16 protein-coding genes are annotated in these 18,066 nt (G+C 61.3%); 2 read left to right on the forward strand and 14 right to left on the reverse strand.

All coding sequences use genetic code 11. The features are described from left to right. Window positions 1-26 precede the first annotated feature (26 nt). Complete coding sequence (locus JMJ95_RS07020) at window positions 27-3,422, reverse strand: hypothetical protein (RefSeq protein WP_290683980.1); 3,396 nt, start codon at window positions 3,420-3,422, stop codon at window positions 27-29. 100 nt (window positions 3,423-3,522) lie between these two features. After that, window positions 3,523-4,356 (reverse strand): diaminopimelate epimerase, encoded by an 834-nt coding sequence (dapF, locus tag JMJ95_RS07025; protein ID WP_290683982.1) that lies wholly within the window; start codon window positions 4,354-4,356, stop codon window positions 3,523-3,525. Between the two features lie 288 nt (window positions 4,357-4,644). Between dapF and JMJ95_RS07030 the strand changes: the two genes are divergently transcribed. Continuing rightward, a complete protein-coding gene (locus JMJ95_RS07030; protein WP_290683984.1) occupies window positions 4,645-4,956 on the forward strand; it encodes a hypothetical protein in 312 nt (103 codons plus the stop codon). A gap of 95 nt (window positions 4,957-5,051) precedes the next feature. On the opposite strand, the gene JMJ95_RS07035 is transcribed toward JMJ95_RS07030, so the two are convergent. From JMJ95_RS07035 to lysA, 6 genes are all read right to left on the reverse strand, one after another. Beyond that, a complete protein-coding gene (locus tag JMJ95_RS07035; protein ID WP_290683986.1) occupies window positions 5,052-5,759 on the reverse strand; it encodes an ABC transporter ATP-binding protein in 708 nt (235 codons plus the stop codon). Continuing rightward, complete coding sequence (locus JMJ95_RS07040; RefSeq protein WP_290683988.1) at window positions 5,740-6,543, reverse strand: ABC transporter ATP-binding protein; 804 nt, start codon at window positions 6,541-6,543, stop codon at window positions 5,740-5,742. Before JMJ95_RS07040 ends, JMJ95_RS07035 begins: the two co-directional genes overlap by 20 nt. Beyond that, window positions 6,540-7,403: a branched-chain amino acid ABC transporter permease gene (locus JMJ95_RS07045; RefSeq protein WP_290683991.1), complete on the reverse strand. Its 864-nt coding sequence runs from the start codon at window positions 7,401-7,403 to the stop codon at window positions 6,540-6,542. The genes JMJ95_RS07040 and JMJ95_RS07045 overlap by 4 nt, the downstream gene beginning before the upstream one ends. A 2-nt stretch (window positions 7,404-7,405) precedes the next feature. Further along, window positions 7,406-8,278, reverse strand: coding sequence for a branched-chain amino acid ABC transporter permease (locus tag JMJ95_RS07050; RefSeq protein WP_290683993.1), 873 nt, complete (start codon window positions 8,276-8,278; stop codon window positions 7,406-7,408). A 134-nt stretch (window positions 8,279-8,412) separates the two neighbouring features. Beyond that, a complete protein-coding gene (locus JMJ95_RS07055) occupies window positions 8,413-9,567 on the reverse strand; it encodes an ABC transporter substrate-binding protein (RefSeq protein WP_290683995.1) in 1,155 nt (384 codons plus the stop codon). A 123-nt stretch (window positions 9,568-9,690) separates the two neighbouring features. Further along, the gene (lysA, locus tag JMJ95_RS07060) at window positions 9,691-11,274 is read right to left on the reverse strand and encodes a diaminopimelate decarboxylase (protein ID WP_290683997.1); all 1,584 of its coding nucleotides are present in this window, start codon (window positions 11,272-11,274) and stop codon (window positions 9,691-9,693) included. A gap of 212 nt (window positions 11,275-11,486) precedes the next feature. Here lysA and JMJ95_RS07065 point away from each other — a divergent pair, with 212 nt between their 5' ends. Further along, complete coding sequence (locus tag JMJ95_RS07065; RefSeq protein ID WP_290683999.1) at window positions 11,487-12,230, forward strand: transporter substrate-binding domain-containing protein; 744 nt, start codon at window positions 11,487-11,489, stop codon at window positions 12,228-12,230. A gap of 51 nt (window positions 12,231-12,281) precedes the next feature. Here JMJ95_RS07065 and JMJ95_RS07070 read toward each other — a convergent pair whose 3' ends face one another. From JMJ95_RS07070 to JMJ95_RS07095, 6 genes are read right to left on the reverse strand one after another with little or no spacing between them, the layout of a single operon-like run. Beyond that, the gene (locus JMJ95_RS07070; protein WP_290684000.1) at window positions 12,282-13,541 is read right to left on the reverse strand and encodes a lactate racemase domain-containing protein; all 1,260 of its coding nucleotides are present in this window, start codon (window positions 13,539-13,541) and stop codon (window positions 12,282-12,284) included. Next, on the reverse strand, window positions 13,534-14,202 hold the full coding sequence (locus JMJ95_RS07075) for a response regulator (RefSeq protein ID WP_290684002.1): 669 nt from the start codon (window positions 14,200-14,202) through the stop codon (window positions 13,534-13,536). The genes JMJ95_RS07070 and JMJ95_RS07075 overlap by 8 nt, the downstream gene beginning before the upstream one ends. Then, window positions 14,202-15,560 carry an ATP-binding protein gene (locus JMJ95_RS07080; protein ID WP_290684004.1) on the reverse strand — a complete coding sequence of 453 codons (1,359 nt, stop codon included), beginning with the start codon at window positions 15,558-15,560 and terminating at the stop codon, window positions 14,202-14,204. Before JMJ95_RS07080 ends, JMJ95_RS07075 begins: the two co-directional genes overlap by 1 nt. Next, on the reverse strand, window positions 15,548-16,600 hold the full coding sequence (gene pgsW, locus JMJ95_RS07085) for a poly-gamma-glutamate system protein (RefSeq protein WP_290684006.1): 1,053 nt from the start codon (window positions 16,598-16,600) through the stop codon (window positions 15,548-15,550). Before pgsW ends, JMJ95_RS07080 begins: the two co-directional genes overlap by 13 nt. Continuing rightward, window positions 16,597-17,037: a poly-gamma-glutamate biosynthesis protein PgsC/CapC gene (locus JMJ95_RS07090; RefSeq protein WP_290684008.1), complete on the reverse strand. Its 441-nt coding sequence runs from the start codon at window positions 17,035-17,037 to the stop codon at window positions 16,597-16,599. Before JMJ95_RS07090 ends, pgsW begins: the two co-directional genes overlap by 4 nt. Beyond that, the gene (locus tag JMJ95_RS07095) at window positions 17,030-18,049 is read right to left on the reverse strand and encodes a Mur ligase family protein (protein WP_290684010.1); all 1,020 of its coding nucleotides are present in this window, start codon (window positions 18,047-18,049) and stop codon (window positions 17,030-17,032) included. Before JMJ95_RS07095 ends, JMJ95_RS07090 begins: the two co-directional genes overlap by 8 nt. Window positions 18,050-18,066: the final 17 nt, after the last annotated feature.

The raw sequence follows: 18,066 nt of genomic DNA on the forward strand, positions 1-18,066 counted from the left end.
CCCTTGTCTGTTCACTGCTTTCCGTACTACTTTTTGTTGAAGATGGATTCGAGAAGTTTCTCCTTGATGATGTCCGCAGGTTTTTTTGGCTCCTCTGTCGGGCTCGCAGGGGCCGGTGCAGGGGCGGGATTCATGATCTGATCGATAATGGCCTGCTGGGGCGTTTTCGGCGCCTGGGGCTGTTCTGCGGGGTTCTGCAGCTGGGTCGCAGCCGGCTGCTGGGCGCCAGGAGCCACATTCAGGTTTGATACGGAAGGCTTCTCCACGGTCCCTCCAACGGAGAAGGAGATATCCCGGAAATCCGCCTTTTCCATTCCCTTCCGGGCTCCTCCGAGAACACCCCTCAACGCGTCCTCCAGGGACCCGGCCGTCAGGCCGCCAAGGGTTCCGCCGGCAAGAGCGTTGATGATCTGGATGTTCACGTTCCCGGCAACCTGGAGCTTGAGGGCTCCCTTGGGGCCGACGGGCCCTTCGGCGGTCAGGAACCGGTAGAGAGGATCGTTCTGGGGCGCCGTCGCCTTCGTTCCCTTTTCAAAAATGATGCGCCCCGTCTCGAGGCGGAAGGGAGCGGTGACCTCGGTGTACCTGATGCCGCTGATGCCGTGGAGCTTCGTCACGATATCCAGGACCTTGAACCCGGAGACCGCACCCTCGCCGATCTTTGCACTTCCCTTGCCCGAAAAGGCAAACTTCGGGGCCAGGGTTCCGGAGACGTTGGCCGAGCCCTGGGCAAGACCGGTGATTTTCCCGCCGAGCCCTCCGGTGAAGTCCTGGAGAACCCCGTTGACGTCCACGCCGCTGAGTTCGACGCTGTGGGAGAACTTCATGGTCGATATATCGAGAGAGCCGTTTCCGGAGGCCTTCCCTCCGTAGAACGAAGCGCCGGCGCCTTTCCCGGACAGGGTGTTCCCCTCCAGGACCAGGGGATAGTTCAGCGCCGTGGCCTTGAGGCCCATGACCGTCAGGGACTGGGACGTCACGGCCCCTTCCCCCTTACCGGAAGCTCCCGCGAACCGGCCCTTGAAGGTGGCATTCACCCTGCCCCCGATGCGGAATTCCTTGGCGTCGGGCATCCCTGAAGTGAGGACCGCAAGATCAAGATCCTTTCCCGAAATGTCAACGGTTATGTCAGGGGCCGCTCCAAGCTTGACGTTTCCCGTCGCTCCGAGAGTGCCTCCCCCGAACTTCGAACTGAATTCCTCTATCTTCATTTCTTTCGTATTGCCGCTGAGCCCCAGGGCGACGTCGGTGGCAGCCATTCCCGACAGAGTGACCTTCGGCGAGGATGCCTTGACCGTCACGGCCGGATTGGAAAAGGGGCCCTTGACCGTGACAGTGCCGTCCACCACTCCTCCGAGGGGGAAGTCGAGCCCTCCGGCGCCCGCGATGAAGCCGAGATCTGCCCCGGAGATCTTCGCGGCAAGATCGAGGGTTCCATCCTCGCCCTGCTTCGCCCCGAGGGTGGCGCTTCCGGAACCTGTAATGGTTCCCTTACCGCTTTTCACCGAGGCGGAGGAAATATTGATCTTCTGCCCGGTTTTCCTCAGCTTCACTGCGAGATCGGAGAAGGTGATCCCCTGGACGGCGGCACTTCCCGCCCCTATGTCGAGGTCAAGATCAGCCTTTTCGATGGCCTTCAGGTCTCCCGCAAGGGTGGTGGCTACCTTCAGGTTCTTGAAGGTGGCCATGTCGAGAAGCCCCAGCAATCCGGAGGTAAGGGAGAGGTCGATCTTCGGGGTTGACGTTGTTCCCGTCACCGTTGCTCCCGCCGTGACGGCACCCTTGATCTTGTACCGGGCGATATCGGGATAGAAGGCAGCTATCGCGCCGGGCTGGAGATTCTCCAGGGTCGCCTTGAGGTTCAGTTTCCCGTCTGCTGCGATCGTTCCGGAGCCTGAAAGGGAGGAACCTCTCCACTTGGCCGACGCGCCGATAATGTTCACTGTTTTACCCTTGAGGGCGAAGGAAACCGACGGCGCCTCCACTGTCTCTTTCATGGCGGTGAGCTTGTTGCTCCAGGCCTTTCCGGAGATCTCGGGAACGGCCGCGGTGCCCTTGACGGTCACATCGGCATTCACCGTTCCGGCGAGGGCCGGATCCTTCAGTTCAGGAACCAGGGCCGCTGCCTTCGCGAGGTTGAAGGACCGGAGATTGCCCGTGAGATTCAGCTTCGGGGAGGTCATGTAGTCGGTAATCGTTCCCTGGGCGGTGATGGGTGCCCCTTCGAAGTTGCTCTTTGCGCTCACCGTCAGCACCTTGGGGTTGATCTTCACCTGGGCGGCCGAATTGGTAACGCTGTAGCCGAAGGCGCCCAGGACTGGCGCGCTGAACTCAACCGTACCGTCCAGGGCATCTGCGGCACCGGAGAGCTTCAACGTAAACTTGTCGATTTCACCGGAAACGTCGCCAATGTCAGGATAGAGCTTCTTCAGTTCCGCAACCTTGATTGACGTCCCGGCGAGGTCAAGGTCAAGCACCGGGGGCTTGCCGGGAGCAAAGCCGAGGCTCATGCTTCCTGAAAGGGGCATGGCGAGGACGCCGGCTTCAAGATCCGTGACGGAAAGTTTGTCCGCTCCGAGAGCCCACTTGGCCCGGACGCTGTCCACGGGATAGCCCAGAACGGATTTTCCGCTGTAATTGACATCACCTGCAAAAGACGGCGCATTCCACTCACCGTCCCCCCGGAAGTTGAGGGATACCTTTCCGTCGAAACCATCGGCGGGAACCACTGGCCAGAAGGCGACGAGTTCCTTCAGGTCCAGTTCCTTCAGGGTACCGCTCACGGCAAGGCTGGGAGACACTCTTCCCGAGGCGGACACCGAGCCTTTTCCCACGTTCAGCGCCATGGATTTCACGTCCACGATGTTTCCGTCCAGCAGAACGGCCGTCTTTCCCCTGACAGCAACACCGTTGACGGCAAGGTCGAGATCAGCGTCGATATCCTTGCCTGAAAACGAGAGACCGATGCTTGTGATGTCCGCCTTCGCCCATTTCGATGTTATGGTGCTGTCAACGAGGCGGACCGTCTCCACCGGAATCTCCCCTCCACTCCCACTCTCGAAGCTGAGCCGGGAGATCTGCTCCGCCAGGGCGTCGGCATCAGCGGTTACTCCACCCACCGAGACCACTCTCAGCTTCGGAGACTTCGAGAGAAGGGACATCAGGTTGAGCTTTACCTCGAGAAAATCGGCGGAAAAGAGCGGTTTGCCTTCCTTCACAAGAGTGATCTTCCCGGTGGTGAAGCCCTTTATGGGGTTGCCGGATATTCCGTCCACGATCAGATCGGCGCCGAGCGTTTCCTTCACTGCCTTGGTCGTTTCCCGGACCACGAGATCCCCGGCAAAATCCACGCCGGCCCCTATGAGTACCACGCCCGCCAGGCCGACCACCAGAAACAGACCTATCATCTTTTTCTTTCCCATTGTATCAGGACCTCCTTTTCTCCCGCCCGAAAGGGCTACCGAGTGCGGAATTCCTTCGCACGATATTTTTCATTCTGATTCCGATTATAACACTGACCTATTACGGCTCCTCCATTAGAAAGCCTTCGGCCACGATGACGGTCCGCCCTTTCAGGGACGCTTCCACGGTCATTCCGTCCTGCCCGAAGGAGAGGGTCACCGTGTTCACCCCGCCGGGGTTGATCACGTCCAAAACCGTGCAGGGAAGGGATGGGCGGCCGTTCAGGAGAAGCCAGCAGATCGCGGACGCAGTGGAGCCGGTGCCGCAGGAATCTGTGAGGTCCTCCACCCCCCGTTCGTAGGTCACGGACCGTATGGTCGCCTCACGGCCCCCGAAGACAAAATTCACGTTCGCGCCGTCGGGGAAGAGGTTCCTGTCGTGGCGGAGCGCTCTCCCCACATGAACCATGCGCTCCCGGGACGGTTCCGTTTCGCAGAACAGAACGGCATGGGGAACGCCCACCCGGAGAAAGGAGGCCGGAAAAGTTTCTCCGTCCACAGTGAGAGACCGGTTGAACCACCCTCCTTTCAGGGAGACGGTTCCCATCCGGAGATCGACGAAGGGAGAATCCACCGTTGCCTCCATAATTCCCGCAAGGGTGGAAAAACGCTGTCTCCTGCCGGCGATGCTCTTTTCGAAGGCATACCTGGCGATGCACCGGGCGCCGTTCCCGCACATTTCTCCTTCACTGCCGTCGGCATTGAAAAGGCGCATGGTGAAGTCAGCCTCCCGGGAGGTTTCCGCGACAAGCACGCCGTCAGCCCCGAGGGACTGGCGCCTTCTGCAGTACGAAACGGCCGCCGTTGAAAGAAATGCCGCCGGATACTGTCCCGACATATTGTCAAGAACAATGAAATCGTTGCCGTTGCCCTGCATTTTCGTAAATGGAATCACGGTTATCTCCCCCGGATGATGATAAATTACTCCTGCTCACAGTTTTATTTACGCTACCAAATTTTACTCCATGTTACAACCGCCGTTTTCCGCTATATTTATGTATTTGCACGGGTCTGAAGGAGGAAGCATCATGAACCCCAGAGAACTGCTTCCGGTATATCGACACCGGGAAAAGAATCCCGGTCCTCGATGAAAGCATGGGAACGCTTCTCGCGGTAAAGGGCTGGAATCCCCCCCTTCCGGAGGAAATGGACCTCGGCAGTCCGGAAATCGCGGAACCCATCCATGGGTCCTACCTGGCAGCCGGGGCAAGGGTACTCGACGTCAACGGGGGGCCTTCCCACCATCGGCCAGGAAGCGGCCATGAAGGCCCCACCGGGATCTGGGGACCGCCATCATCAAGGAGACCGGTGGGCCGACATCCTCTCCTCCCTTCCCCTGGATCCCATCCGCATCGCCTGGGACTTTCCGGGGGAACGGGACATAGACGAACAGGCGTCACCGTCTTCACCCGAGGAAAGAGCACGGACCTGGGGCTGTTCGGAAAGAGAGGTCCGCCTCTTCGAAGAGCTTCCGACGAAGTTCCGGACAAAATAAGGGGATGGGGAAAATTTTCGGATCTTTTCGGGAAGGGACCGGAGGATTCCAGGGGAAAAGCGCCGCCGGGACTGATCTCCGGCGGCGCTTTTCGTTCATCCCCCGAGGTAGGCCTTGATGATCTCGGGATCCCGCGCGAGATCAGGTCCGCTGCCGCTCTTGACGAACCGCCCCGCCTCGAGGATGTATCCCCTGTCGCTGATCTCCAGCGCCCGGGTGGCGTTCTGCTCCACGAGCAGCACGGTCATTCCCGCGTCCCGGATCTGGAGAATGGTCTCCATGAGGGTATCCACCAAGATGGGCGCCAGGCCGAGGGAGGGCTCGTCAAGAAGCAGAATCCTGGGGCTTCCCATGAGAGCCCTGGATATGGCCAACATCTGCTGCTCCCCCCCGGAAAGGGTGCCGGACCGCTGTTTCAGCCGCTGCTTCAGTATGGGGAAGAGGCGGAAACAGCGCTCGAAATCCTCTGAGAGCCCATCGTCCTTTTTTCTCCTGTACGCTCCCATGATCAGATTCTCCTCCACGGTGAGGGCCGAGAAGAGACGGCGCCTCTCCGGGACGAGGGCGAGGCCCCGGGCCACCACCTCGTGGGGCTTCGCCGGAAGAGGCTTGCCGAAAAGCTCCACGGCGCCCCCGGACCGTTCCGCCACCCCAGCAAGGGTCCACATGACGGTGGATTTTCCGGCCCCGTTGGAGCCGACAATGGACACGATCTCCCGCTCCTCGAGGGAGAAGGAAATTCCCTGAACGGCATGGATGGTGCCGTAATGGACATGGAGGCCGTCAACCCGCAGTACGGTCATTGTTCTTCGTTCCTTTCCCGAGGTACGCGGCCACCACGGCGGGGTTCGCCCGGACTTCGTCCGGCGTTCCCGCGGCGAGGAGGGCGCCGAAGTTCATTACCACTATGGGCGAGCAGATGTTCATCACCAGGTCCATGTGGTGCTCAATGAGCAGGATGGTCACGCTGAAGCTGTCCCGGACCTCGGAGACAAGGGCGGCGAGACTTCGGGTCTCCTCGGGGTTCATTCCCGCAGCGGGTTCGTCGAGAAGGAGGAGTTTCGGATCTGTGGCAAGGGCCCGGGCGATCTCCAGCTTTCGCTGCAGCCCGTAGGGCAGGGTGTTCGCCTGCCGGCCCGCGTACCGTTCGAGCCCCAGGGACGCCAGGAGGTCCATGCCCCTGTCGTGGAGCGCCCTTTCTCTGCGGCGGGTTCCCGGGGTCCCAAGCAGCGCACCGGCGAAACTGAATTTTTCCCGCTGGAGAAGGGGGGTAAGAACATTCTCAAGGCAGGTTCGCCTGTTGAAGAGGCGGATGTTCTGGAACGTCCTGGCGATGCCCTTTCTGACGATTGCATCGGGACGGAGCCCTCCCATCTCCTCCCCTTCGAAGAGGATGGAGCCTTCCGTGGGGCGGTAGATACCCGTGACAAGGTTGAACACCGTAGTCTTCCCCGCACCGTTGGGGCCGATGATTCCCGTGATGGAACCCTCCCGGACCCCGAAGGAGAACCGGTCCACCGCCCGGATGCCCCCGAAGGTTTTCGTGAGTCCCTTCACCTCGAGGAGAAGCCTCCCGACCGCCGTCATGACCGGGACCTTCCTTCAGGGTTCCCGTTTTTCCGGAAGAAAGCGGAAATCTCGGAGTATCCCATGAGCCCCTGGGGCCGGTAGACCATGATGAGTACGAGAAGAAGCCCGTAGGCCACCAGGCGCCACATCTGGGCCACCCTGAGGGCTTCGGGAAGGGCTATGAAGACGAATGAGGCGATGAGGGGCCCGGAGATGCTGCCCATGCCTCCGGCGATGACCGCCGCCAGCAGCTGGGTGGACTGGACCAGGGTGAACATGACGGGCTGGATGAAGGAGAGGAAATGGGCCAGCAAACCTCCCGAAAGGCCGCAGTACACGGCGCTCACCGCAAGGGAAAGGAGCCTGGTGCGGAAAAGCCGCACCCCCGCCATTTCGGCGGCCACGGGATCCTCCCGGATGGCGATGCAGGCTGCCCCCCAGCGGGAACGGAGGAAGTTCCGCGCCACGAGCACGCCCCCCGCGAGGCAGACCAGCACCACGGGGAGGGTTGTGAAACCGTCGATGCCCGGAAGCCCCCTCGCGCCGTTGGTGATCTCGAGATTTTCGAGGATGACCCGCAGGGCTTCGCCGAAGCCGAGGATGGCGATGGCGAAGTAGTCGCTCCTGAGCTTCGCCCGAAGGGTGGGCACGCCGATGACCAGGCTGACGAGGCCGGCGGCTACACCCCCAGCCGCCAGGGCGAGATAGAAGGGAACGTAATAGTAGTAGGTGAGGATCGCCGAAGTGTAAGCGCCGACGGCCACGAAGGCCGCGTGCCCCAGGGAGAAGAGCCCCGTGAACCCTGTGAAGATGGAGAGACCGAGCACGGCGATCATGTTGATGCACGCGAGAATGACGATGGAGAGAATATAGTCCATGGCTACACCTTTTCCTCGCTGTCCTGTCCGAGAAGTCCGTTCGGCCTCCAGACGAGGAAGGCTATCAGGAGCGTAAAGCTGAACACGTCCCGCATCACGCTCGACACATAGGAAGAGACGAAGGTCTCCACGACGCCGAGGACCAGTCCCCCGGCGAGGGCCCCGGGAAGGCTTCCCAGGCCGCCGATGACGGCGGCAATGTAGGCCTTGTTGGTGACCCATCCCATGGTGGGGTAGACGAGGTATTTTATGCCCAGGAAGACTCCGGCCACGCCGGCGAATCCGCCGGCGAGAAGGAAGACGATGGAGATGAGCCTGTCCAGGTCAACTCCCATGAGGGAGCACATGGTCATGTCCGATACACCTGCACGGATAGCAATTCCTGTGCGGGTGCGGGTAATGAAAAGATGAAGTCCCAGGATGGCCGCAAGGGCGAAAAGGAAGGCACCTACGTCGAGAAGGCTGACACTGCTTCTGCCGATGGAGATCACCTGCCGTCCGAAGAACTCGGGAAAGGCATAAAACCTGGAGCCGATGGTGGCATAAACCAGGTTTTCGAGGAATACGGCGCACCCCATGGCACTGATCATGAGGTACAGGGAGGGAGCCTTCCGCCTGCGGAGGCTCGAATAGGCGAGCCGCTCGTTGAGAACGGCAATGATCCCCGCACCCGCGATGCTTCCCGCGAGAACGAGGCCGAATCCCAGGCTGAACTTCGTCGCCAGGGCAAGCCCCACGTAGGCGCCGAGCATTATGACCGCTCCGTGGGCGAAGTTGCTGAAGTTGAGCACGCTGAAGACGAGGGAATACCCCACCGCCATCAGCGCGTAGATGCCTCCTATGGAGAGGCCCGTTATCAGAGTCTGAAGGAACAATCCGGCCCACACATCCTTTGAGCGTATTGGGAAAGGTCGCCTCTCCTCCGGTTATCCCGGTTCCGGACGGATTTTTTCAAAAAAACCGGGGGAGCACCCGGGCGAAGGGCGCCCCCGGTAACACACAGCCGCGACTATTCGACGGAGAAATACTTTTTCACGAACTTGAAGGTCTTGTTGGCCACGTCCACCTGCTGGATCACCGCAGGCTTGTCGAGGGGGTTGTGATCCTCGGGGTTGATGGTGAGGGGGCCGCTGGTAACCTTGATGTCCTTCAGGTTGGCGAGGGCGTCGGCGAGCTTGGCGCCGTCGGTGGTCCCGGCCTTCTTCAGGCCTTCCACGATCATGATGAGGGCGTCCTGGGCCATGACGGGGTTCGGAAGCACAGGCTCCTCGCCGAAAGCGGCCTTGTACTCGGCCACGAAATCCTGGATATCGGGGTCGGCCAGATCCGCGAGGTTCACGAAATACCCGCCGTCGATGGCGCTGCCGCCAAGCTCGATGAGATCCGGGCTGCCCCAGTTGTCCGTTCCGAGGAGTACGGCGCCGATGCCGAGGTCCCTGGCCTGCTTGGCGGCCATGGCGGCTTCCTTCTGGCTGGTGGGGATGAAGATGACGTCAGGGGCGAGATCCTTCATCTTGCCGAGCTGGGCCCTGTAGTCGAGCTCGTCGGTCCTGAAGGCCTCCTTCGCCACGATGGTGCCGCCCTTCTCCACGAAGGCCTCCTCGAAGTACTTCGCGAGCCACTGGCCGTAGTCCGATCCAACGTCGTAGAGAATGGCGCCCTTCTTCGCCCCGAGGTCAGTCACGGCAAACCGGGCCGCCACCGTCCCCTGGAAAGGGTCAATGAAGCAGGGGCGGAAGGCGAAAGGACGAACCTTGCCGGACCTCTGGTCGATAGTCACGTAGGGGTTGGTGGCGGTGGTGACCACCATGGGGATGCCCGCCCTCTCGAATACGGGGGCTGAAGCGATGGCGTTGCCGCTCTGGGCAGGGCCGATGACGGCCACGACACCGTCGGAGACGAGCCGGCGGGCCACGTTGACCGCTTCGACCCCGTCATTCCGGTTGTCGTAGCGGACGAACTCGATCTTCTTCCCGAGGACGCCGCCGGCGCCGTTGATCTTCTTCACGAGCATGTCAAGTGCCCGGGCCTCGGACTGTCCCCACATGGAAGCGCCGCCGGTGAGGGACACGGTATGGCCGATGCGGATCACGTCATCCGCGAAGGCGGCTCCCGCAAAGACAAGGATCAAGACTGCCGCTGCCATCATAAGGATCTTTCTCATTTCTTTTCTCAACCTCCCTGGTATTTGGCGTTTGTTTCCAATCCGATTTTCCGCCCGTCAGGACGGGGATCCAACCGTCACTCTCTTTTTTTTCCGGCCCCACCTCCAGATATGGTGTTCCGTTCACTCCAGATGCTTCGGAATTCTGTCCCACCGGAGCACATCGTCGTAGGTCTGCCTCTCCGCGATCACGTCGGCCCGCCCCGGGCTCACCAGCACGGCAGCCGGTCGGGGAATGCGGTTGTAGTTGCTCGCCATGGAGAAGGTGTAGGCCCCGGTGTTCAGCACCGCGAGCAGGTCGCCCCGCTCCAGGGGAGGGACCTTCAGCCTCTCGATGAGCACGTCCCCGGACTCGCAGCATTTCCCGGCCACCGTCACCGTCTCCGTAGGTTCCCTGTTCATCTTGCCCGCCGCCACGGCCCAGTACTTCGCGCCGTACAGGGCGGGCCTCGGATTGTCCGTCATGCCCCCGTCAACAGCGACGTAGGTCACCATTCCGTCGATGGTCTTCACCGTCTGCACGGTGTACAGGGTAATTCCCGCCTCGGAGACGATCCACCGGCCCGGCTCGATGATAACCTGAGGCAGGGGGATTCCCTCCGCGGCGCATCCCGCAGCGAGGGTCTCCATCATGGCGTCGGTGAAGGAGGCTATGGGGGGAGTCTTCCCTTCGGGGTCCAATTCCACGCCGTACCCCCCGCCCATGTTGAGTTCCATGGTGGTGAAACCGAGGTCCCGGGAAAATTCGGCAATGGTCTTTACCACGATTCCCACGGCCATCACGTGGGATGTGTTCTCGAAAATCTGGGAACCGATGTGGAAATGGAATCCCCTGAGGGAAAGGCAGTCCGAGTCCATGGCTCTCCGCACCGCCGTTCTGAGGGAGTTCCCGAGGAGAGGAAACCCGAACTTGGAGCCCGTGTGGCCCGTAAGTATATATTTGTGGGTGTGGGCGTCCACCCCCGGGGTAACCCGGAAGAGGATGTCCGCCCTTTTTCCCGCTTTCCGGGCGATCTCTTCAAGGGCGTCGAGCTCCGAGGCGCCGTCCACGACGATCCGCCCCACTCCAGCATCGAGGGCATAACGGAGTTCCTCCTCCGTCTTGCTGTTGCCGTGGAAAAAAACGTTTTCCATGGGGAAGCCGGCGGATTTTGCCGTGTGGAGCTCCCCTCCCGATACTACGTCGAGCCCCAGCCCTTCCGAGGCAATGATCCTGCACATGGCCAGGGGAAGGAAAGCCTTCCCGGCATACACCGCCAAGGCATTCGCCCACCGGTCCATGAAGGATTCCCTCACCGCCCTGCATCGGGCCCGAATCCCCTCCTCGGACAAGACGTACAGCGGCGTCCCGAAACGCTCCGCCAGTTCCGTCACGTCCCATCCTCCGAAGAGGAAATGCCCCCTGTCATTCACGTTCTGCTGGCCCACTCCGGCTGCACCTCTTTCCGTTCGAAAAAAACGGTGAATAAAAAACGACCCGCCCCGATGAAGGGACGAGTCGTTGAACTCGCGGTACCACCCTGCTTGGGCGCATGCCGCAGCGCCCCGCTCTCGGCTCTGTGACGGGAGCCTCCCGGAGGCGTACTTCCGGTTCATTCGAACCGTTTCAGCCCCGGCTCCGCAGTCTTTCGCTCCTCCGTTCCTGCCCGGGAAGCTTCTCAGCCTGTGGACTTCCCTCTCTGGCGGCAGATTCATTACTTCGGGCATTCTGCATCATCGCCTGTGCTTTCTTTGTTTCGGACATTATATCCAGCGGGGGAAGGAACGTCAACATAAAAAAAACGAACCTAAATCCGCAGGATTTAGGACGGAAAGTCGGTATTGACAGAAAAAAACAGGGCGTGTATTCTGACTGTACATTGAATATCATTCGTGCGGAATGATATAAACATATGTTCAATAACAAAGGAGAGATCATCATGAAAAAACTGCTGCTCGCGCTTCTGGTCCTGGCCCTCGCGGCCACCGGCGGATGGGCCGATGTCATGGCCAAGGACGTGATTCTTGTGGGAACGGAAAGCACTTACCCCCCCTACGAGTTCCGTGACGAGAAGAACAACCTGAAGGGTTTCGACATCGACCTCATGGAAGCCATCGCGGCGAAGATCGGCAAGAAGCTCGAGTGGGTGGACATGCCGTTCGACAGTCTCATCCCCTCCCTGCTCGCGAAGAAGATCGACATCGTGGCCGCCGGAATGAGCGCCACGGAAGAGCGGGCAAAAAAGGTCGCCTTCTCCGATAACTATGAAATCTCCATCAGCGCTTTCATCGTGAAGGCGGACAACGACTCCATGAAGGTTCTCGACGACATGAAGGGCAAAACCGTGGCGGTCCAGCTGGGCACGGTGCAGGAGACCTACTCCCGGACCATCCCCGGCGTAACGGTGAAGTCTTTTCAGAAGTTTGACGATTGCGTCCGGGAAGTCATCCTCGGGAGGGTGGACGCAACTCTCATGGACACCCCCGTGGCCAAGAGCTACGTGGAACACAAGGATTTCACCGGGAAGATCAAGATGGCCTTCGAGCAGGAAATCACCGGCTCAGGGAAAGCTCTCGCCATGAACCTTGGTGAGACGGCCTTCATAACGGCGGTCAACGCAGCCCTGGCGGACCTCGAAAAGAGCGGAGAGCTCGCGAAGCTGAAGGAGCAGTGGTTCAAGTAGTATTCCCCGAAACGGAAGCCCCCGGCCCGTTCCTCGGTCCGGGGGCTTTTTTTATTGGCTGTCCGCCCTGAGGACGATACAGTTTCCTGACTTCACGTACACCATGGGACCGGGGGGAACCCGGGGGAGCATCCATTCCACGGCGGAGTCGAAGGAGGAGAAGGTCTCCCCGGGGAAAGGGGTTCCTTCCCTCTCCGTCACCAGGGCGGCCGGATGTCCCTTCATGTCGTGGGGAAACTTGAGGGCGATGAAGCCCGGTATGGTGAAGTCTTCTTTCAGCCTGCGGAGAAGAACCCCGGGATCAGAGAGCGCCAGGGGAAGATCTGCGGCGAAGTTTCCCGGGCCGAGACCGTCTTCGAGACCCGCACACAGGATGAGCCCCCCGCCGGGCATCAGGGCGCCGAGAGAGGCGGTAACTGCCTTGGTGGCCTGGTACAGATCGATATCGTATGGGTATCCCCCGCTGGATACCACCACGAGGGCCGCCTTCTCCGGGATGTGAAGCGTCTGGAGCGCCCGGGCCATTTCCACGCCTTTCCCCCACGCCTCGCCAAGCCTCCCCGCCGTGTAGCAGTAGGGTTTGCCCGTCTCGTCGGGAATGACGTTGAGCAGAAAAATAGTCTTGCCCTGTTCCAGGATTCTACCGTATTCCTCCATGTCTTCGGCGGTGGCGTTTCCCGAGAGCCTGCCCACGTTCACATCCAGGCCTTCGATCCCCCCACTCAAGGAAAGGCCGTGGTTGTTGCGGACCGATGCTCTGCCGCTGATGCCGGGCAGAAGCCCCTTTCTTCCGCCGCTGAACCCGGCGAGATCGTGGTAGACTATGCCACCGGCCAGAACCAGCAGATCCGCCCCCAAGGCCTCCGGCGCAATCGCCACGGGAGTTCCCCGGGATGTGACCGCGCCCGTGTCGGCGACCTTCTCCGGATCGGACCAAACGACGGCATCTCGGGGTCGGGAGGCCCCGCCGAGAAGAAGCCCCTTCTCCTCTTCCGTGGGAGCCCTGTGAAGCCCGGCACCGATGATCCACGTCACGGCGGCCGTTCCATCCCCTATCTCTTTCCTGAGGGCGCGGGCCATTCGGGGTACGTCCTGCCACATCCTGGTGGCGTCAGGAAGGACAATGGCGATTTTTCCGGCCCGGGAGGCCAGGGATGACAGCCGGGGGGAGTCGAAGGGAGCGGCAAGGGCGTCTTCGGGAGTTCCCTCAGGAGGCCGTTCGCCCCGGGGACGGGGGATCACCACGTCCCGGGGAGGCATCCAGGGGATGGTCTTTCTTCCCAGGGGAATCTGCAGTGTACGGTCAGTCATTCTCTTCCTTCTCCTCTTTCTTTTCCTCAGCAGGCTCCGAAGGGCCCGGTATGGCGTAATAGGTTTTCGGCCGTCCGGGACGGCCGTCCTGAACCCCGGCGCTTCTGACGATAAGCCCCCTGTCGGCAAGATACTCGAGGTACCTGTGTGCGGTTACGTAGGCAAGGCCGCATGCTGCAGCCACCTCGTCGCAGTCCCCGGGGGAGGGGAACTCCTTGAGTTTTTCCAGCACCTTCCGCATGGTATCCTTACTCACGCCTTTTTTTCGTTCTTCCCAGTTGAGCAGTTCTCTGTGGGCGCAGAGCTTTTCGTGAAGCCGGATGCGGGCGGTGAAGTCGGCGAGGCGTATGGGCTTGGAGATGAAATCGTCGGCTCCCGCCAGGGTGAGGTGCGAGGCCAGTTCGCCGCCATCCTCCACCGTGAGGGCAATGAGAACGAGCTTCGAGGAAAGTTCCCGGGCTTTTCGTATGATGTGGAGCCCGTTCATGACAGGCATGTGATAATCCACCAGGAGGATGTCCACCTCGTCGAGCTTCACCCATCGGAGACACTCCTCCGGCTCGCTGGTGGCGAGCATTCTCCACCCTTCCGTGGACGCCATGGCCTCGAGAGTATAGAGAATGGACCGGTCGTCGTCAATTGCCCCGATATGAAGCGGCATCATAGATCATCCTTTCTTTTTTCGGCCCTTCCGAGAGTCAGCGCCGCCCTGGCTCCTCCCCCGGGAAGGTTTTCGGAACTGAAGGTCCCCCTGTGATTGCGTACCACCATTGTAACGTATTGGAGGCCGAGGCCCGTGGAATTCCACCCCGAACCGGATGTCCGGTCCGGAGGGAAGCCCGGCCCTTCATCGGTCACGGCGAGGGTGACCCTGTCGCCTTCCATGGACACGGACAAGGTGATTTTTCCGCCCCCCGCCTGCATGTTTGCCTTCCGCGCGTTGTCGAGAAGGTTCACCACCGCCCTGGACATGCGCACCACGTTCACTTCCACCATCTCCGCCATGACCGGCCGCTCCGCCTCCAGCAGCACCGTCTCTCTCCAGGGGAAGGGGCTGATCTGGGTAAAGACGTACTCCACCAGGTCGCCTATGGAGACCTGCCTCCTGAAATCCTCGCGGAGTATCTCGGAGACCATCTCCTCCATGGACCGGGCCGCTTCACAGATGACGGCGCCGTATCTCGCCGCGTTCCCCTCCCCCCTGCCCGAGACGATGACGTCCCCGAGACCGAGGATGGTGGTGAGGGGCCGTTTCAGGTCATGGACAAGCTGCTGCATTTCCACGAGACTCCGGTTGCTGAGACTTTCTTCCCTCAGGCGGGCCATCTTCTTCTCCCTGTCCCTGAGGAGGGCCATGTCGGCGAGCCTGGCGCTGTAGGTCACCATGAGCTCGGTGGTGAGGACCCCTGAGAGAAAAAGCCCGGTGAAGACGGCGCCCCCCGACCAGTTGAGAAGCCCCTCCCTTTCGAGAATCCCGGCGGCGGTCTTCACCGACGAGGAGAGTTCCCCCCAGCCGGCGCCCCATGCCGTAAGGGAAGGGATGATATCGAGCCACTGGAACGAAAAGACGAAAAGGGCAAGAGCTATGGACTTGTAGACCCAGTCGGAAATGTTCCTGGTGAGGTACCGGAGCACGAGAACGCTGGTCACGCTGAGAACGGCGGGGATGCCGAAATGGAGCTGAATCCCCTCGCCAAGGACGGGAGGAAGGAAATATGTCATGGGTATGGCGGCGGCGGGGGTCAGCCAGGAGAGGAAGGAGAGGGAGGGGTGAAGCCCTGCAAGGCCGTTTCCCGCAAGGAACCATCCGAGGTAGAGGGCAATGGCCCGAAGTCCGTTCAACATCACCACGAAGGAAGCGGCGGTGAGAAGGTCGCCGCTGTCCATGGTCTCGGGAATGCGGGCGATGGCTGCCAGCAGGGGGGCCGATGATATCCGCTGAGCCGCGGTCCAGAACAGGAGGAAGAACAGGGCGGCGGCGAGCTGCCTCGCCGGGTGGGTGCCGTTCACGGTCTCCATCGGTCCCACCGCCTGTGGAAAAGCAGGAAGAGAAAGAAAAAGGCCACGCCGGCCGCCGACACGGCGCCGCTTCTGAGGGAGACGAACCGGGGAGCCGGGACTCCGTCATAGGGAATCCCCGCTTCAGAGGCCATTTCCTTCATATTCAGGAAGTGGAGCACGGGAATACCCTCCTCCAGGAGGCGCTGCAGAACACCCTCCCCGGGAAGGACCGCTCCTTCCGGCGGGGGAGGAAAAAGCCCCCCCCGGAGGAAATCCGAATCGTTTCCGGCAAAGGCCGCCGCTCCTCCGCCGACGTTCACCGCAAGGCGGGGCGCAAAAGCGGTCACCAGGGCGGTCTTTGCATCAATCATTCCGGCAAGGGAGGAAGCCTTCAGAAAGGGAACATTTTCACGGGCAGCGGCGTCCTCCAGGATTTTCCGTCCCTCCTCCGGAAGGTCGCCCCCCATCTCCCCCCGTCCGCCGAGGGTGTACCAGTCAGGCTTCCGGGAGAGGAATCCTCCCTGCCGGAGGACCGATGCCATCACGGGCCACGGAAGGGAGGGATGGTTGGCTCCCCAGGTGGAGGCTCCGAGGGAATGAATCCACAAGACATCCGCGCCCAGGTGGTCCGCCGCGGCCAGAATAGAGTAGACAAGACCCGGGAACGAGGACGACGACAAGAGCGCCACCTTGTCATTCTTCCCGATGCCCAGGGCCCGAAAGCGCCGCAGGGCATACACTGCCCAGAGGGGGTCCGCAGCGGTCCGTTTCGCCTCCAGCGGACCCAGGGTTGTTGTGAGGGGACTCCATTCCACGCCGATGAACCCCGTTTTTCCTCTGTCGGTCCCCGTTTCGGGAGCAATGCCCCGGCTCTCCCTCCACCGGAAAAGGTATTCCTGGGCGTTCCGGACTTTCTCCCAGAGCCTCAGCTCGTCTCCCGACAAGGGGCTGACGGCCCCGAAATACCAGGCGACGCCGAGGACAACGGCGAGTAAGACAAGCCTCAGCCGTGCGTTCCGGAAAAAACTGCGCTGAACCTCAAGAAGGGAGTTTTTCATGGCAAAACACCTGAAAGGGAAAGCAGGAAGGCGGCGCCCAGGGAGGCGGCGAAGGCCGACGCCATGGTCGCCGCCACCGTGGGCACGATCCCCTGGCGCTGCATGTCGGCGCCGATGAGCCCCGGGATGACCCACCCGATCCAGGCCGGCGCGGCAGGAAACAGGTCGCCCAACATCACTTTCAGGCCGAGGGCGAGGAGCATGGCGGCGCCGGTCCTCCGGCGGCCGTACAAGCCGGTCCCCCTGACAAGAAGAGAAAGGAGGGCGGCCACGGCCAGGGCACAGCCGAAAGCGGCAACGATCCGCCCCGGGGAGGCCAGTTCCATGGCCATGAAGCCGGGGGTGATGATGCCCCCGGGGGAATAGCCTGTCCGGTGAAACAGGTACAGTCCCAGAGCGATGCCGAGAGCGACCAGGAGCACATCGCCGTCAATCATCGGTCGTTTCCTCCCCGTCAATCCGTTCTTCCCGCCCGAGCAGGTATTCCAGAGGCACGCCGGCCACATTCCCGCATCCGAAGACCTTTCCTTCCGAAGCTATGAAAGCCTCCAGCTCCGCAGAATCTCGAAGGGGAAGAAATGCGGCGCCGGGAGGCAGAAAAAGAGGGCGGCTTCCCGTGACGGCCACGCTCTTCCAGGAATGGCCCGACAGCCAGGGCAGGAAGGAACGCAGCCGGGCGATGCGGTCCTTTCTCGAGTTGTAGAGCACCGCGGTCTCCTTTCTCCCCCATCCTGTCGACTGGAACAGGCTTTCCGTGGATTCGGGCTCGTTGGCGGAAAAGGCTGAAGCCAAAATGCCCTTCCCTTCGCGGAAGAAACGGAAATCGGCAGTATCGGGCGCCACTTCCCGGGCGGCCGCCAGAGCCTTCTTCCCGTCCAGCCCCAGAAAAGAGCAGACCCCGGATACGAGGGAAAGATGGGTTTCCCTGAATCCGGTGCCGTCGGGACAGGGCACAAGCTCACACCCCTTCATTCCGAGAATGCGGGATACTGCAGGGACAGACGCAACGGAACGGGGAAGGATCACAGCCCCCCCGCCTATTCCCCCGCAGAGGGCCGCCGCAGCCGGCTCCTCACCGTGACCCCAGACTTCTTCGTGATCCGGACGGACATTGGTCAAAACGGTGCAGGAGGGCTTCATCCAGTGCCAGGCGAGCCCCTGCAACTCGGGATCTACGGCGCTGTTTTCGAGGACAGCCCCTTTCGTTTTCCCGGGCAGGGAGCGGAGCCACCACCGCATTTCGTCCACGCTGCCGGGGCCGGATCGGAGAATAAGCGTCTCTTTCCCGTCAAATATCTCCCGGGGGAGCACACCGGTGATCCTTCCGGCCGCGTGGACTCCTGCCCCCTCGAGGGCAGCCGTCAACAGACGGACCAGGGAGCTTTTTCCCCTGCTCCCCGTGACGAGAATCCGAAGAGGTACACGGTCAGCCGCGCTGCTGAAAGTCATGGATCGAAGGCAGGCAC

This window comes from Aminivibrio sp. (assembly GCF_016756745.1).
In the GTDB taxonomy this organism is placed as follows: Bacteria; Synergistota; Synergistia; order Synergistales; family Aminobacteriaceae; genus Aminivibrio.

Excerpts from the sequence above, each read along its gene's own strand:
- JMJ95_RS07020 (WP_290683980.1), bottom strand. The coding sequence starts at position 3,422 with ATGGGAAAGAAAAAGATGATAGGTCTGTTTCTGGTGGTCGGCCTGGCG.
- JMJ95_RS07030 (WP_290683984.1), top strand. The coding sequence starts at position 4,645 with ATGGGTCCTACCTGGCAGCCGGGGCAAGGGTACTCGACGTCAACGGGG.
- JMJ95_RS07035 (WP_290683986.1), bottom strand. The coding sequence starts at position 5,759 with ATGACCGTACTGCGGGTTGACGGCCTCCATGTCCATTACGGCACCATC.
- JMJ95_RS07040 (WP_290683988.1), bottom strand. The coding sequence starts at position 6,543 with ATGACGGCGGTCGGGAGGCTTCTCCTCGAGGTGAAGGGACTCACGAAA.
- JMJ95_RS07045 (WP_290683991.1), bottom strand. The coding sequence starts at position 7,403 with ATGGACTATATTCTCTCCATCGTCATTCTCGCGTGCATCAACATGATC.
- JMJ95_RS07055 (WP_290683995.1), bottom strand. The coding sequence starts at position 9,567 with ATGAGAAAGATCCTTATGATGGCAGCGGCAGTCTTGATCCTTGTCTTT.
- lysA (WP_290683997.1), bottom strand. The coding sequence starts at position 11,274 with ATGCCCGAAGTAATGAATCTGCCGCCAGAGAGGGAAGTCCACAGGCTG.
- JMJ95_RS07065 (WP_290683999.1), top strand. The coding sequence starts at position 11,487 with ATGAAAAAACTGCTGCTCGCGCTTCTGGTCCTGGCCCTCGCGGCCACC.
- JMJ95_RS07070 (WP_290684000.1), bottom strand. The coding sequence starts at position 13,541 with ATGACTGACCGTACACTGCAGATTCCCCTGGGAAGAAAGACCATCCCC.
- JMJ95_RS07075 (WP_290684002.1), bottom strand. The coding sequence starts at position 14,202 with ATGCCGCTTCATATCGGGGCAATTGACGACGACCGGTCCATTCTCTAT.
- JMJ95_RS07080 (WP_290684004.1), bottom strand. The coding sequence starts at position 15,560 with ATGGAGACCGTGAACGGCACCCACCCGGCGAGGCAGCTCGCCGCCGCC.
- pgsW (WP_290684006.1), bottom strand. The coding sequence starts at position 16,600 with ATGAAAAACTCCCTTCTTGAGGTTCAGCGCAGTTTTTTCCGGAACGCA.
- JMJ95_RS07090 (WP_290684008.1), bottom strand. The coding sequence starts at position 17,037 with ATGATTGACGGCGATGTGCTCCTGGTCGCTCTCGGCATCGCTCTGGGA.
- JMJ95_RS07095 (WP_290684010.1), bottom strand. The coding sequence starts at position 18,049 with ATGACTTTCAGCAGCGCGGCTGACCGTGTACCTCTTCGGATTCTCGTC.